The sequence below is a fragment of the Microcoleus sp. LAD1_D3 genome (assembly GCF_036702135.1).
Classification (GTDB): Bacteria; Cyanobacteriota; Cyanobacteriia; order Cyanobacteriales; family Microcoleaceae; genus Microcoleus.
On sequence record NZ_JAUBSB010000026.1, the window covers coordinates 1 to 16,210 of the forward strand.

Annotated in this window: 10 protein-coding genes; 3 read left to right on the forward strand and 7 right to left on the reverse strand. The window is 43.9% G+C overall.

What is annotated here, in order from left to right; all coding sequences use genetic code 11:
* Nucleotides 1–53: 53 nt before the first annotated feature.
* The 3 genes from QUA74_RS16165 to QUA74_RS16175 all read right to left on the reverse strand — a co-directional run bounded on the left by QUA74_RS16165 (nucleotide 54) and on the right by QUA74_RS16175 (nucleotide 3,092).
* Nucleotides 54–1,292, reverse strand: a complete 1,239-nt coding sequence (locus tag QUA74_RS16165) for a mechanosensitive ion channel family protein (RefSeq protein WP_333330781.1) — start codon at nucleotides 1,290–1,292, stop codon at nucleotides 54–56.
* Between the two features lie 325 nt (nucleotides 1,293–1,617).
* A complete protein-coding gene (locus QUA74_RS16170) occupies nucleotides 1,618–1,830 on the reverse strand; it encodes a hypothetical protein (protein WP_333330784.1) in 213 nt (70 codons plus the stop codon).
* Between the two features lie 350 nt (nucleotides 1,831–2,180).
* Complete coding sequence (locus tag QUA74_RS16175) at nucleotides 2,181–3,092, reverse strand: DUF2382 domain-containing protein (RefSeq protein ID WP_333330786.1); 912 nt, start codon at nucleotides 3,090–3,092, stop codon at nucleotides 2,181–2,183.
* A 395-nt stretch (nucleotides 3,093–3,487) separates the two neighbouring features.
* Between QUA74_RS16175 and QUA74_RS16180 the strand changes: the two genes are divergently transcribed.
* A protein-coding gene (locus QUA74_RS16180; RefSeq protein WP_333330788.1) for an IS5 family transposase occupies nucleotides 3,488–4,944 on the forward strand; the annotation gives its coding sequence in 2 pieces (ribosomal slippage) (nucleotides 3,488–4,082 and nucleotides 4,082–4,944; 1,458 coding nt in all).
* Nucleotides 4,945–5,140: 196 nt separating this feature from the next.
* Here the strand turns inward: QUA74_RS16180 and QUA74_RS16185 are convergent.
* The 4 genes from QUA74_RS16185 to QUA74_RS16200 all read right to left on the reverse strand — a co-directional run bounded on the left by QUA74_RS16185 (nucleotide 5,141) and on the right by QUA74_RS16200 (nucleotide 12,498).
* Nucleotides 5,141–5,845: a rhomboid family intramembrane serine protease gene (locus tag QUA74_RS16185; protein WP_333330790.1), complete on the reverse strand. Its 705-nt coding sequence runs from the start codon at nucleotides 5,843–5,845 to the stop codon at nucleotides 5,141–5,143.
* Nucleotides 5,846–6,341: 496 nt separating this feature from the next.
* Nucleotides 6,342–7,439, reverse strand: a complete 1,098-nt coding sequence (locus QUA74_RS16190; RefSeq protein WP_333330793.1) for a DJ-1/PfpI/YhbO family deglycase/protease — start codon at nucleotides 7,437–7,439, stop codon at nucleotides 6,342–6,344.
* Nucleotides 7,440–7,620: 181 nt separating this feature from the next.
* A complete protein-coding gene (locus QUA74_RS16195) occupies nucleotides 7,621–8,379 on the reverse strand; it encodes an SDR family oxidoreductase (RefSeq protein ID WP_333330796.1) in 759 nt (252 codons plus the stop codon).
* 258 nt (nucleotides 8,380–8,637) lie between these two features.
* Nucleotides 8,638–12,498 (reverse strand): PAS domain S-box protein, encoded by a 3,861-nt coding sequence (locus tag QUA74_RS16200; protein ID WP_333330799.1) that lies wholly within the window; start codon nucleotides 12,496–12,498, stop codon nucleotides 8,638–8,640.
* A 241-nt stretch (nucleotides 12,499–12,739) separates the two neighbouring features.
* Between QUA74_RS16200 and QUA74_RS16205 the strand changes: the two genes are divergently transcribed.
* On the forward strand, nucleotides 12,740–14,914 hold the full coding sequence (locus QUA74_RS16205; protein ID WP_333330801.1) for an EAL domain-containing protein: 2,175 nt from the start codon (nucleotides 12,740–12,742) through the stop codon (nucleotides 14,912–14,914).
* Nucleotides 14,915–15,091: 177 nt separating this feature from the next.
* Nucleotides 15,092–16,036: an NAD(P)-dependent alcohol dehydrogenase gene (locus QUA74_RS16210; RefSeq protein ID WP_333330803.1), complete on the forward strand. Its 945-nt coding sequence runs from the start codon at nucleotides 15,092–15,094 to the stop codon at nucleotides 16,034–16,036.
* The last annotated feature ends 174 nt before the right edge of the window (nucleotides 16,037–16,210 follow it).

A 16,210-nucleotide genomic window follows, 5' to 3' on the forward strand; every position in this document is an offset into this window, starting at 1 on the left:
GTTCTGAGTGCAATTTATCTCACTTAGCCCCAGTCTCCCATAAAATAGGTACTTTATTTCCGCCATGCTGTACTAGCATTGTCAGAATCCTGAGTGCGATCGCTATCTCCGAAACCCAATGCGGTTCGCCACTGATCGGGATGGCGCGGCATCAGTATTCGCACATCAGGATCGGGCAAGCCGATGCCAGCATCTTTGAAGGCAAGAACGATTGCCCCTCTCACGGCGGAGGTTGTCGCCACAAAGTCAGTACGCCGCGAGTCCGTCCAAAACCGCACCTCAACAAAGATGTCATCCTGTCCCAACTCTCGAATTCGCACGGAAACTGGCGGATCGTTGAGCACGGCTTCCGTAGCTTGCGCTGCCTCTGTCATCACAGTTACCGCTGTTTGCAAATCGCTATCGTAGCCGATAAACAGAGTCACGCTGCTGCGACGAATCGGGGCGGCGGTGTTGTTGGTAATGCGCGAGGTGAACAATTCCGCATTGGGAACCAATACCACTCGACCATCATAAGTACGGAGTTGGGTTGCCCGCAATTCGATCCGCTCGACATTGCCTTCAGTTTCCCCGACAACAATTTGATCCCCAAGTTCAAAAGGACGCAATACCAGAATTAAAATGCCGCTGATAAAGTTAGAAAGGATATCTTTTAAAGCAAAGCCGAGAGCAAGACCCGTTAAACCCAATCCGGTGGCAACTGCTTGCGGATCGAACCCAAAGGCATCCAGGGCCACAATAAAACCCAGACTCCAGACAACATAGTAGGCGACTTGTTTGATTAGGTTTTCTACCGTTAAGTCTTCTACAATGTGACGGAAAATCACGCGCATCAACCAGCGCACCAAAGCCGCGATCGCCCAAAATAATCCAATCACCAGTAATGCAGCTAGCGCGCGGGGAATAATCGCGATCGCAGATTCACCCAGTCGTCCAAATCCGGTTTGCACCGAGGATTGCACCTCTGCCACAAAGCGTTCCGAAGGGGAAAGACGGCGCTGACTGGCTCGCGTTAGGGCGGTAGTAATCGCCTCTGACCACTGAGTTGCCAGCGTATCAACCGTTGTCAAATTATCCTGAGCGTCTGCTTTAGTTACGGTGACAACAGGGACTCCAGCAATCGTAATCACCCGCTGATCGCTATCTTGAGTCGGTTCAATGCGGGGAGGTGCGATCGCCGTAGGATTCTCCAACAGTCGGCTCATGCGCCGCTCAATCTGCCGCGCACGTGCGGTTGCATCTACGTTTTCTACCGCACTCACCCGAAACATTGCTCGACCATCTAAACGCACTGTTACCCGTTCGTCTTGCGCGCCTGCGGAATTCGGGGTAATACACGTTATCGTTATGGCAATTAAGAGCGCGAGGAACAGAACCGACCGCACGCTCGATCGGGCTAAGCGCCTCCAATGAATTTTTATGCTTTGCTTGATTCGATGCACTACCGCTGTTGTTGTCTAACTTGGGCTAAAAGAAATAGCGATCGAGGATATCCTAAACGAATACCAATATCCCGAATCCACGGATTACTTTACAATAATAAAACAAAGCGATCGCTCAAGGATGAAAATCAGTATGTAAGTGCGATCGCTTTTAGGATTGATACTGCTTTAAAAATCAATTATGCTTTTTAGCAGCACTAGCAGGAAGGTATTTTGTAGCTTCCTCATTATTAGAGAGTGGTTCGCTCTGACCTAGATAAACCAAAGCTTGATGAATTAGCGCCGTAGCACTCCCCCGACTGAGCAACTCGGTTGGATTAACAACTCTGGGGTCTGGATAGTTGACCGGGATATTTGCTTTTGTCGCTGCTGCCACTTCATCAACCACATCTTTAGGAATTTTGTCGGCATCTTTATAATAGGATTTGACAACTTCTGATGCCGATCTCCCACAAGGTGCAGTTGCAGTTGTTACTGTTGTTGGGGGAGCACTTTTAGCAGGCGTAGACTGTGGGTGCCGCTATAATACTGGTAATAACGGCTGCATCAAATCGCAGCGATGCTAAACGAGAAAGCTAGGAAGGCTGCACTTATTAGCGACAAACGCCAGCAATTAGATAGGATAAATCTTCTCCTTTGTTTGCATGGCTAGTGATTTTTTAAGTTCGTATTTGCGCTTCAACGCTCATGTGGGCGAAGACAGCGCAACTACAAACCCTTGTTCAATTCATTCGCACTCTAACGCCCTTCTCTCTTCACGTCCAACTCTTCGCGACGCAGTGTTTCCGTTGCCTCAACAATCTCCGTTTCAACTTCTTTCCTGATGTTAACTTCTTCGCGCACGAAAGCTTCTTTTTTGATATCAGCAGTTTCTTCGTAAACTTCCATACGCATCACCTTTTCCTGCTTGAAGGGAGTATCCCGATTTACTGGCGCACCTGCCTTTCCTGGAGTTACACTCTCAATTACAACTCGCTCTTTTTCTGTTGGAACTGAAACTCGTGCCGTTTCGGTTTCAACTCGCTTGCCAATTGCTACCTCGCCAGCTTTGTGACGGCTTTTTTCTGCAACCAGTCGTTCTTCGTAGAGTCGGAATTTGTGATGCTCGCGCTCGTTCATCTGATACAAGTGAGGCTCTTGTTCGTAAGTGTAGGTGTTGCGGTCATAACCAGCAGCGCTAGCTTGGTTAGAGACAGAACGCGGCATAGAAACTGGTGCAGATTCTTGTACAGGCAATGAGGTTTCTAAAGGCAATGATGCTTCTACAGGTGCAGACCCTTCTACAGTTAGAGTACGATAAACACCCCGCACTTGTTCTTCATAATCGTAATCAACTACCATCCCATCCTCATACCTGGGTAGTCTTTCTGCTTGGTCTTTATTCCTCAAACCCGTCGCATAGATGCGCTCTGCATCAACCTCAACTCGACAAAGAGCAACTGGAACTAATACCTTCTTGCCAAAGATCCAGAAACCCGTGTCAACAACAAAATATCGGAAACGTCCTGTCTCATCCACTAGCGCGGTATCGATAGAGCCAATCTTCTCCTCTGTATTTCCAGCATAGATATCCAGACCTTTGATATCTTCGCCATTAAAAGCAGCTTCGCGGTAGTTGGGATTAAAATCTTCAATTTTGTAAAGTAACATAGGAGTCCTTCCCTTTCTATTTACATCAAGTTATGCCCTCATTTTAGATAGAACTCAAATTTGATGCTTCCTTCTTATGAAGGATTAAATGAAACAGAATAGTAAGATGAGTATATTTATTTTAATCTTTTTCTGTCTTTGGATAGATGACTTGTCATTTTTTATCCACCTTCCGCACCCTCAAGTTTGACAATCGGTTTTTAACTATTTTTATAAAAAAAAATTATAAATTCGACTTTGATACTTTACATTAACGGCTCAAAAATATCTACATAGGGCTTGCCGAAAAAGCCTAAAACCTCGACAGAGAAAGACTTTGAATGGTTTGAACGCTCCGCGTGTGCAAGCTTATGAGCTAAAATCTGTCCAAAGCCTAGTACAACATCACTTTCGTAATGTACCGAAAAGTTGACCCAACCCCAAACCCCCCATCCAACTTTGACTTGCCTTTTGAGGGGCAATTGTTAGAAGATAATCGTTGGGTAATCATGGCGAAACTAATTCCGTGGTCAGCATTTGAAGCAGAATATGCTCAAAACTTTTCCGTAGATATGGGAGCTCCAGCGAAATCTTTTCGGATGGCATTGGGAGCATTAATTATCAAAGAAAGGTTAGGAACCAGCGATCGCGAAACAATAGAACAAATCCGAGAAAACCCCTACTTACAATACTTTATAGGCATGACCAGCTATAGCAGTCAAGCACCATTCGACTCATCAATGTTGGTTCATTTTAGGCAGAGAATAGGTGTCAACCTAATCAATAAAATCAATGAAAAAATGGTCAAAGAGCAGACCGAAGCACCAGGCAAAGTAGTCGATAAAAAGTCATCGGACATCAGCGAGCCGAAAAATCAAGGAAAATTAATATTAGATGCAACCTGCGCACCAGCCGACATTAAATATCCTAACGACTTAGGAATATTGAATCAAGCCAGGGAACAAACCGAAACAATCATAGATGCTTTGCACACTCAAATTCAGTCACCCGAAAAAAAAAACCAAGAACTTATCGAAACCTAGCCAGAAAAGAATACTTGACAGTAGCAAAGAAACGAAGACCATCACAAAGAAAACGAAGAAAAGCGATTAAAAAACAACTTCAATATATTAAAAGAAATTTAGCTCATATCGCGGCCATGGGTGAACTAACGTGGCTGACTAAATATTATTATAAAATGCTATTAGTAGTCACAGAAGTCTACCGTCAACAGTTATGGATGTATGAAAATAAAACACATAGTATTGAGGACAGAATAGTAAGTTTAACACAACCACACATCCGCCCGATAGTTAGAGGAAAAGCCGGGAGATCCGTCGAATTTGGGGCAAAGCTGTCAGCGAGTTGTCGTAACGGCTATGTATTTCTAGACCGGATTAGTTGGGATAATTTTAACGAATCTGTAGACTTAAAAACACAAGTAGAAGAATTTAAATGGTTCACAGGCTTCTATCCCGAATCAATTCATGTAGATCGAATTTATCGAACTCGCGAGAATCGAGCTTGGTGCAAAGAAAGAGGAATTAGAATGAGTGGTCCCCCTTTAGGAAGACCCTCGACAAATATTAGCAAGTCAACGAAGAAACAAGCTTTAGAAGACGAGAGAATTCGTAACTCGATTGAGGGCAAATTTGGAGAAGGTAAAAGAAGATTCAGCCTCGGTAGAGTGATGGCTAAACTTTCTAATACTTCTCAAACCACCATCGCCATAACTTTTCTGGTGATGAATCTTTCGGCCCTGCTACGGCAGGCTTTTTGGCTTTTTTTATGTCTATTTCAGAATATACACTTTTTTTCCTGTTTTCCACCTGTGATGATTAATAAAGATTATGCTTGGGACAAAATATCGTAAACAAAGCTTATATTATCAAGGGATTCGCGAGTTCATTCATCTTTCTAAATGCTGTTTTCTTACTTTTTCAGCAAGCCCCAAGTATAGCACCGAAATTTGAGAAAAATCAGAGGTTTGAAACCGCATAAAAACGCAGACAAATGCCGATTTATTGGCAGTTTATCTGCGTTTATTTTGGTTCATCTGCGGTGAAAAATTAAATCTGATTATCTTCAGAAAAAAGTCCCAACAAAGGGCCGAGAATAGCGCCGAAAACAAAGCCGCCGGCGTGGGCCCAGTAGGCAACTCCCCCGGATTCCATGCCGACACTTGCCGGGGCATTTAAGGAAGCCAAGCCACTCAATGCTTGCTGTGCAAACCAAAATCCTAGAAAGAAGAAAGCGGGGACTCTGACAGTGGTAATAAAGATTCCCAAGGGTAGCAGTGTCAGAACTTTGGCTTGGGGATATCTGAGAATGTAAGCTCCCATCACGCCTGCGATCGCGCCGCTAGCACCTAGGGACGGAATGGCAGATGCTGAGGAAAAAAACCACTGAGTTAGTGATGCTAAAACGCCGCAAGTAAGGTAAAATATTATAAACTTGACGTGTCCTAAACGGTCTTCTACGTTGTTGCCAAAAATCCACAAAAATAACATATTTCCCGCAATGTGGAGAAAGCCTGCGTGCAGGAATTGGGAGCTAATTAGTGTTGTCCATTCGGGGAATGGCGAAACTGGCAGAGCAACCTGACACATATTGCTTAACTGGCAAGGAATTACGGCCCAAGAGTAGAAGAATTGGGTTAATTGTCGATCGCCCAAACTGAGTTCGTACAAAAATACTAATATGTTTGCGGCAATCAGCCCGTAGGTGACGTAGGGAGTGATAGTAATGGGATTGTCATCGCGTAAGGGAACCACAGCCTTTTTTTCCTCATCAAAATATTGGCAACACAGTAGCGCATTTATTGCCCAGATGTCTCCTGTCTAAAGGAAGAGGGAACAAGTCAATCGATTTTAGATTTTAGATTTTAGATTAAAGAATTGAATAATTAAAGAATTAAATAATTGAATAATTGAATAATTGAATAATTGAATAAAGCGACTTGACGGATGTATCCGGGGGCTGCTTATCGGATACTATATTTTTTATTTGTGCACGGATGAATCCGGGGGCTTGTACCGCCCCCGGATGCCGCAAGGTTCCTTCAAGCCCCGTGTCCCGCTGAAACAAAAATAGAACCCATTAAATAAAACCCTCCACCTTGCAGTTAGTTGAATATCTGCTTTTTAGTGTTGGGTTTTATTTTACCGCAAAGGCGTGTATTGTAGGATTGCAGAGCAAGTTTGTAGTGGCGATATTGGTACGGGTTTTCACCTCTCAACAAAACTACAAACTTATTTATCCCCTTGCTAATTACATTTTTACAGCGGGGCTAGTCGAAGGTTTAGGCGACTTAATTTCCTGGGAAACTGCACGGGCGCGGAAGAGTTTAGCAACGACTTGCTCACACTTAGACAAATCCGATTCTATCTCTGTCAAAATGGCCGTAGATACAGGATCTGTGAACTTCACCCGCAGGTTGTTGATATCGACAACACCGGTTTGCAACTCACCTAGAGTGCTCCGCAGCAAGAACGTTTCATCGGTTCCTTGCATCGAGGTTTTTAATTTAGCGTATTTGTCAGCAATTTGGGCAGGAATTGAGGGTTTTTCACCAAAATCGTTGAGGCGACTTTCGAGAGCGATGATGTGGTGCTGTTTGTTTTGAATCATTTCTCTCAAGAGCGATCGCAAATCGCTGTCTTGGGTTTTTTCCGCATAATTTTGAAAGGCTTCGCAAGCATAGCGTTCCCCTGCGAGGGCGGTATTCAAACCTTTAACAATGTCGCCTTGTGTTGAACCTCCCCAACCATTAGCTAGTTTCCACCATTCTGCATTTGTGTCAGTTTCTTCTGGCAAACCGACTTCTTTTCCGCCGTAACCAAGTCGAGCCAGAATTGCGGTGGTAAATATTGCTAAATCTCCCGGTTGGCGGGAAGTGATCAAGTTGCCGTCAACTACCAAAGCTTCGTTGATGTAGTTAGCTCCGGCATTGCTCATGTCTTTTTTAATTGACAAGAAACCTGTGGCTTTTTTGTCTTTTAACAAGTCGGCTTCAATCAAAAGTTGCGGGCCGTGGCAAACAGCAGCGACGATTTTTCCTTGCTCAAATGCTTCTCGTACAAAACGTACTGTATTGGGATTAGTCCGCATCATATCAGGAGCCATACCGCCGGGAATTATCACTGCATCGAATTCTGCGGGTACTGCTTCTGTGGTAGTTCCGTCAGCCTGCTGGGCAACTTTTCCTTGTTTCCCTGCATACTTTTCGTTTGTCCGGGAACCGAGGACAACTACTTCAAATCCTGCTTGTTTTAAGGCGTTGTAAGGAACTAAAAATTCGGAATCTTCAACTCCATTTTCGATGAGTATGGCAACTCGTTTGGTTTGGGCTTTGTTATCGGCTGTCATAATCAGTTTCCCTTAATGTAGCATTTTTTATTAACCTAATTCATTTGTTGCTGTTTTCGCGTCTGGCTAAAGTGATAAATTAGTTGATAGCAAAATGTGTGCTGGTGAGTCTTTGGAGGTAGGCTTCTGTGCGTAATACTCACCCTACAATGAGAGGTTTTCTGCAAGTTGTGCGATCGCCTCAATGCACGTAAGAGGCTCCATTAATGTCGATCGTTGTCCCGGTAGCGTGTGACGCCAAGCCCGACGCTAAAAACGCGATAACATTGGCAACATCTTGAGGAGGAGCGATTTTGCCGATCGGGATATCGCGAATAATATCAGCTTCGCCGAACTCCTGAATAAACTTATCTGCCATTTCTGTACTGACAAATCCCGGTGCAACTGTAAAAGCCAAAATATTCTCAGCCGCAAACCCTCTAGCAATGCTGCGAGTTAAAGCAACAATAGCACCTTTTGACGCGGCGTAGTGCAGATAATTCGGGTCATCGCCACGAAAAGCAGCGCGACTTGCTATATTAATAATTGTACCGCCCTTGCGAGTTTTAAAATAAATAATTGCTTCCCGGCACAAATCAGCCACCGCAACTAAATTAACTTGTACAGTTTGCTGCCAAGCTGACGACCAAATATCGAACTCGTCCTCTATACCTGCTGACTGCATAATCCCCGCATTATTAACTAAAATATCAATATGACCCCGCCATTTTAAACCATCTCGCCACAAAGTCGAGGCCGCGTTTTCCACCATCAAATCTGCTGCCAATAAATAACAGCGATCGCGCGCAACACTTGCTGCGATCGCTTCAGCTTCTTTTTGACTGCGAAAGTAATGCAAAATCACCTCAGCCCCAGCATTAACCAGAGTCCGCACCGTCACTGCACCAATCCCTTTCGAGCCGCCAGTTACTAAAATTACCTTTCCGGTTAAATCAATCATTTCTGTCTCTCTTTTCTCTTTCTCTGTGGCCTCTGCGCCCTCTGCGGTTAATAAAAAAAATAAATCGCCTTTACACCAAAAATATAATTGCTATATGATACAGCACATTCCATCTAATGTGTATGCCATTGCCTCATGCTGATAGATATTTGCAACACATATCTCCAAAAACTTCCAAATCTTTTCCCAGGTTGGTTTCTCTTGGAAATATAGCCACTGCTGAAAGCACTATAGCTTCTTTGTCCTTAAACTCGATAGCTAAAGTGGATTCGGCAGCAGAGGTCGAATCAGCTCCATAATTCGATCAGAATTAAAATTATTGATATAATCCGTTAGTGCCTTGGATAAACCTGCTTGAGATTCGGGAATTTGTACAATTAATTCGTTCATAACTTCGGTATCGAGATAGTAAGCGGCGTGATACATTTGTTCTAACCACTGAGGGGGCATCATGGATATATCTTCTACAGAAAGCGTTTCAACCAATAGTTTTTGTGGAGTTTGTCCTAGGACTTCGTAGATATATTGCACTCCCCAATATTTAGCAAGTTTGTCAAAGATGTCTCTCTGCTGAAATGGCTTGCTTATAAAATCGTTACAGCCAGCCCTAAGAACTTTCTCTCGCTCTTCTTCCAAAACACTGGCAGTTAAAGCAATAATGACAGTTTCTTGGCTCTGAGGGCCTTCTCTAATATATTTAATAGCAGTGTAGCCATCCACGATCGGCATTCGCAAATCCATCAGAATCAGGTGCGGCTGCCAACTCTCCCACAGTGAGAGTGCCTCCACTCCCTGTTTTGCTTCTCTTACCTCAAAACCAACCGAGGTAAGGATCTCGACTAACAAGCGGCGATTTTCTTCTAAATCTTCAACAATCAGAATCCGGTAAGTTGGTTGTCCGGGAGCTAAACCAATTACTCTTTGATTACTTGATTCTGGGGGTACGGATTCTGCTTGAGGTAACTTTACAGGAATCTCAAAGGAAAAAGTGCTACCTCGGTGCAAAGTGCTTTTAACGCGAATTTTACCGCCCATGAGTTTGACGAGTTTTTGACTGATGGCTAAACCAAGCCCGCTGCCTTGACTCAAATTATTCCCAGCTTGGGATTGCACAAATACCTTAAATAAGCTATCAATTTCTGTGGGCGCAATTCCTACGCCTGTATCCTCAACTTCAAAACATAGGTGACAGGATGTTTTGTCTCTTTGTGTTGCTTTTACCCGTAGGGTGACGCTTCCTTGGTTGGTAAACTTAATCGCATTACCGAGCAGATTGACCAAGACTTGATAGAGTTTTTTCTCGTCGCTATGCACAAATTTAGGAAAGTCGGGAGCTAGCTCGAAAATTAGTTGTACTTCTTTAGATTGGACTTTAACTTGGAACATTTCTTCAATAGAAGCCAGCAAATTTGTCAAATCAAAGTCAGAAAGATTGAGTGTCATCCGTCCGCTCTCTATTTTGGATAAATCTAAAATATCGTTAATCAAGTCCAATAAATGTCTACCGCTACGATTCACAATCTGTAAACGTTCTTGAAGAGAAGGAGTCAGATTGCTCTCATAGCTCATCAATTGCGTGAATCCCAAAATTGAGTTGAGGGGGGTGCGGAGTTCGTGGCTCATATTGGCGAGGAAGACAGTCTTCGCTTGGTTTGCTTCATTTGCCTGCTGAAATTCCAACTCAGCTTGTTTGCGATCGCCAATGTCAATTAAATATCCCAAGATTTCTACTGGTGTACCTGAAGCATCTCGAATTAGCCTAAGCTGACCCAGCATCCAGCGATAAACCCCATCGGAGCGACGAAAACGGTATTCGTGGAAGTAAAAATCATTAACGAATAAATTTGCTAAGCCATTAAGCACGGGTTCTACATCATCGGGGTGTAAGTGATTCACCCAAAATTTAGAATCTTCTAAAAACTCCCTGCTTTCGTAGCCCAATACATCTTTGATATTTTCGCTGATGAACGTTGCGCTATAATCGCCAGCAGGTTTACTGCTAAAAATGACAACGGGGCTGTAGTTTAGAAGAAAGTTAAGGCGATTTGTGGTAGCTTGCAAGGCTTGCTCAGCCAGTTTTAGCTCTGTTGCGTCCTCCTGAACGGCAACATATACAGTTCCGTATTCAGGATGCTCAAACATGGATGTATGAACTCTGCACCAAAAGAGAGTTCCATCTTTCTTTATATTGTGGACTTCATATTTCGCTTCCCCGCTCTGTTCAATTTGAGTGAGGATATCTAGAACGGTTACCTCTGGTGTAACCTTTGTATCGACATAATTCAAGACACCAACGGATTGACCTATGAGTTCGCCCTCTGTGTAGGCAAACATAGCGTCAAAGGTAGGATTGGTGTAGACTATCGTGAGGTCTGAGGCTTTAATCAAACACACTCCTCCTCCCATGTTATTCATGATAACGCTTTGAATTTCTAGCGTTTTTTGAGCTTCTTTTCGAGCCGTAATTTCTTGAATTTGAGAAATAAAATGCAGTGGATTTCCCTGTCCATCTTGTACTAGCGATCCATTAAGAATAATCCAAATAATATGTCCTTGTTTATGGAAATACCGTTTTTCCAGTTGGTAAGTTGAAATTGTTCCTGCTAATAGTTGATGTGCATAACTAAGATCCCCGTCTAAATCGTCAGGATGGGTAATGTCTTGGAAAGTTAACGCTAACAACTCTTCTGAGGAGTAGCCAAGAATCTGACATAAGGCAGGATTGACTTTAATCCAGTGCCCATCAAGTGAAACGATCGCCATCCCGATAGAGGCATCTTCAAACGCATGGCGAAACTGCTCTTCACTGTTTCGTAAAGCCATCTCAATTTGTTTGCGATCGCTAATATCGCGCAGAATAACAGTAAATACCGTTTCCTCTCCCATTTCCAGCCTAGAAATAGAGGCTTCAGCCGAAAACTGCGTTCCATCTCGACGACGGCCCAAAATCTCGCCTCGTTCTCCCATTCTTCGCGCTCTGGTAGAAGAGTGTGCAAATTGTTTGATATGCTGCGGATGTGCATCTCTAAACTGTTCTGGCAGCAGTAAATTCAGTGGCTCCCCTAAAATATCCTCCATTTTATAGCCAAACATCTTTTCTGCCCCTTGATTAAACAGGGTAATGCGTTGAGTGCGATCGACTGAAATAATTGCATCATTGGCGATTTCTAGAATTCCCGCAAAACGAGCCTGCGATTTTTGTAAAGCATCTGTTCGTTCAGCCACAAGAATTTCTAAAGTTTCGTTAAGTTTTTTAATTTCTTTTTCCGCTTGTTGGCGCTTGTAATCTATCTGGTTCAAAAAGCGAGCCGTCCCCAAGATGAGAATTGAGAACGTGAAAACCATAACAGTTGAACGCAATGTATAGCCAAAATTAGCGTTATACCAGCCTAAATTTTGTCCCTGAAGAGTGAACCAGTTCACTGTCACTGGAAAGATTGTCCCCCAAGGCAGCAACCACCGAACCATTACTCCGCCGACCAGGGGACTGGTTACTACTTGCATTAATCCTTCCTTGGGGCGGAGCCATAAAATTCCTCCATAGAGGATGAAAAAGGTGACGATCGTGTCTAGGGGTTGAGTCGTCCTAATTGTGACCAACCCTTCAAGAATATCGACATTGAATAGGTGTGCAAATAAAGCTAGTAGAGAAATTAAAGCTGCAACACTACTAAAAATTTGAGCCAACCAAGTGTCCCGTTGGGAATTTTGCCCTAACAGTAACAGTGCTAGTCCCATCAGCACAAAATTGAGGGCGGTATTTACTCCCATTCTTCCCGGATAAGGAGTCGCTGAAGACACGAAATCTCGGAAAAGCCACTCATCAATACCCAGCTTCCAACCAAAAATATACTGGCTCAGCGTCAGCACACCGATGATAATTATGAATCCGGCCATCCCTTGAGCGATGCGATTGTGCAGTCGGGTTCTTTGGTACTGCAACAATCTCAAGGATACTCCAGCCAGCAAAAAGCAAAGTGCCGTGTTTGCTTTCATGGTCGAAGTCATACCGGGAAAACCACTTTTGAGTAGCCAGATGTCAAATTGCCAACCAAGCAGCACGAGACATCCGATAGCAATGACGAGTAGGCTTGCCATTTGAGAAATGCGCTTGTTCATAAATCGGCTGCTTGGGTTGAAACACTCTTCTGATGTTAGGCGAAGCCAAGAAGGGCAACCACGGGGGGACTGCCCCTACTCGAACAATTCAGATTTGTAAAGCTGCGCCCCCTTGCCAGCCCACTATCTCGGGGATCGCAGAACTTCTTTCGGCGTAAAGTGACCTTTATAACGTAATAATTCAACTATACTATTTGTGCATAGGCTTATATTCCTCTAGCAGGAAACTAGGGAAATCTGTATGATTGTCGATAGAACTAGCGATAGGATTAGCGATCGAGCTACAAACTACCGAGGCAATATTTTAATTGTTGATGATTTGCCTGATAACCTGCGTCTTCTCAGGGATACTTTGAGGGCAGAGGGTTATAAAGTTCGCAGTGCTATAACAGGGGCAATGGCTATCCGAGCCGCCCAATTGCCATCGACGGAGCTAATTTTACTCGACATTAAATTGCCAGATATTGATGGCTATGAAGTGTGTAAACAATTAAAATCTGACCCTCGCACCGCCGACATTCCCATAATTTTTTTGAGTGCGCTAAATGAAACTTATAATAAGGTGCAAGGGCTTGCTGCGGGAGGGGTAGATTATATTGCTAAGCCATTTCAACTCGAAGAAGTATTAGCTCGTGTCGAAACCCACCTAACTATCGGAAGGCTGCAACAAAGACTCCAAAAGCAGAATTTACGTCTTTTGAGAGAAATTGAAGAACGGCAACGTCTCGAAGAGTCTCTCTTTGCCGAAAAGGAATTGGCTCAAGTGACACTGCAATCAATTGGTGATGGGGTTATCACTACAGATGCCCAAGGTAATGTGAGATATTTCAACCCTATAGCTGAGCGACTGACAGGCTGGCAAACTCATGAGGTTCAAGGACTTGCTTTCTCTAAATTATTCCTAATTGTTGATCAAGTAACGCGAGAGCCAGTAGAGAATCCTATAAACAAGGCTCTATTAGAGGAGCGAATTGTGACCTTAGCTAACAATACTATTCTGGTTGCTCATGATGGAACCGAGTATCCCATTGCTGACTCGGCTGCACCGATTCGAGACCGCCAAGGTCAAATTATTGGGGCAGTTATCGTCTTTCATGATGTTACTGAATCGCGCTATCTCACCCGTCAACTCTCTTGGGAAGCGAATCACGATGCCCTGACGGGGTTAATCAACCGTCGAAGATTTGAGCAGCAGCTAGTTGAGGCGATCGCCTCTGTTCAAGATAGCAATCACCAGCACGCTCTCTGTTATTTAGATTTAGATCAGTTCAAAGTCGTTAACGATACCGTCGGTCATATTGCTGGCGATGAGCTCCTGCGCCAAATCACCGCACTTATTCAACAGGGAGTCCGTGCTAGTGATATGCTGGCTCGCTTGGGAGGTGATGAATTTGGTATTTTGCTCACTCAATGTCCACTATCTCAAGCAGCTAAGATTGCGGAAAATCTCAAAGACCTAGTGCATCAGTTTCGGTTTATTTGGAATGGCAAAACCTTTATCATCGGAGTCAGCATTGGAGTTGTTGCTATTGACCAAAACAGCCAAGATTTGAGGGAGCTTCTGGGAGCGGCTGATGCCGCTTGTTATGCCGCCAAAGCTAGAGGCCGCAACTGTGTTCATATTTATAGTCTAGATGATAGCGAACTAATTAAACAACGTGGTGAGAGGCAGTTGATTTCCAAAATCAGCCGAGCGCTGGAAACCAATCGTTTTTGTCTCTATTACCAAAAGATTGTCTCTATTACCACTAAACCATTAGTAGAGCATTATGAGATTTTGCTCAGAATGCGGGACGAAAATGGAGAAGTAGTATCTCCCAATGAGTTTATTCCCGCCGCCGAGCGTTATGGCTTGATAACTGAGATCGATTGTTGGGTTATCGAAAAATTTTTCTCTAATTATCACAATTTACCGAAGAAAGATGTTGTTAATCAAGGCTTGTATACGATCAATCTTTCTGGGGCTAGCATTAGTAACAATCAGTTTATGAGGTTTTTAATCGAACAATTTTCTCGCTACCAAGTCCCCCCACAAACCATTGGTTTTGAAATCACGGAAACCGCAGCGATCGCAAACTTTGAGCAAGCCAGATATTTCATGAGCGAACTCAAAAAGATTGGCTGTTGCTTTGCTTTAGATGATTTTGGCAGTGGGTTGAGTTCGTTTGCTTATCTGATGAATTTACCAGTGGATTATCTAAAAATTGATGGTGCTTTTGTCAAGAATATTAGTCATAATTTGATTTCTCAAGCGCTGGTTGAAGGCTTTAATCGTATTGCCCATGCGATGAATCTGCAAACTATAGCTGAGTTTGTCGAAGACGAGGCGATCTTAGAAAAATTGCGGGAGATTGGAGTAGATTATGCTCAGGGTTATGGGATCGCTCGCCCTGTTCCTATTAACTTTAATCGCTAGCCATCGCACTCAGCCAGCGAACCCATTGCCTCACGCCTGCGCCCTGTCTGGAGGTCTCCAAGAGTCGATCGCCCGCTGCTACAAGGCTGGCTCAATTTACTGTGTCACATTTAGATCGAATGTGCTGTAATTGTAAAGGATTGAGTGTTCTATTGGAAATAAACCGGAAAATTTGCCATGAAAGCAGTTGCGTTCGATCGCTACGGTTCCGCCGAGGAGTTGCAGTACCGAGAATTGGAAAAGCCGATCGCCAAATCCAACGAATTGTTAGTGCGAGTTCGCGCTAGCAGCGTCAATCCCGTTGACTGGAAAATCCGGCAAGGACACCTGCAACTATTAACAGGATATAACTTTCCTCGAATAGTCGGTTCTGACATATCGGGAGTTGTCGTGGAAGTCGGCCGGGAAGTCACCAAATTTCAGCCAGGAGATGAAGTTTATACTTTCTTAAATCCCCTAACTGGCGGTGCTTGTGCCGAATACGCTGTCGTGCCAGAATCGAGTGCCGCAATTAAACCGAAAAACATCACTCATGCAGAAGCAGCAGCAGTACCGATCGCAGGTTTAACTGCTTTGCAATCGCTCAGGGATTTGGGTCAAATTCAAGCAGGAAACAAAGTATTGATTAACGGCGCTTCCGGCGGAGTTGGCACTTTTGCCGTGCAAGTTGCGAAAGCAATGAATGCGGAAGTAAGAGGAGTTTGCAGCGGTAAAAATAGAGAATTTGTCAAGAGTTTGGGAGCCGATTTTGTTCTGGATTACGCAGAAGTTGACTTTACTCAACAGCCCGAAAAATATGATATAATCTTGGATGCTGTCGGGACAAGAACATTTGCTGAATGCGAAAAAGTGCTGCAACCAGAGGGAATTTATATCTCGACTTTGCCGAGTTTAGAGAACCTCGCACCGATGTTAACAAGCTGGTTTATATCGGGTAAAAAAGCTAAATTAATTGTCGCCAATGCCAACAACAGCGATTTAAGGGCTTTGCGGGAGTTAATAGAATCCGATAAAGTTGAGCCGATTGTCGATCGCACTTACAGCTTAGCAGAAGTAGCAGCAGCCCACGTTTACAGCGAAACGGGCCGCGCGGTCGGCAAAATTGCGATCGGCATTGAATAATGAAGGCAATGCACGGATTTTGATACCCCTACACGGATTAATTATCGATCGTTCCTTCTGCTGCTGAAGTCAGAATGAAGAATGAAGAAGGAATTCGGAGCAATTATGAAATAACTATTCCCAATTACTAATTTCCAATTACCAATTTTCAATTACCCCTTCTCTCTTCCCAAT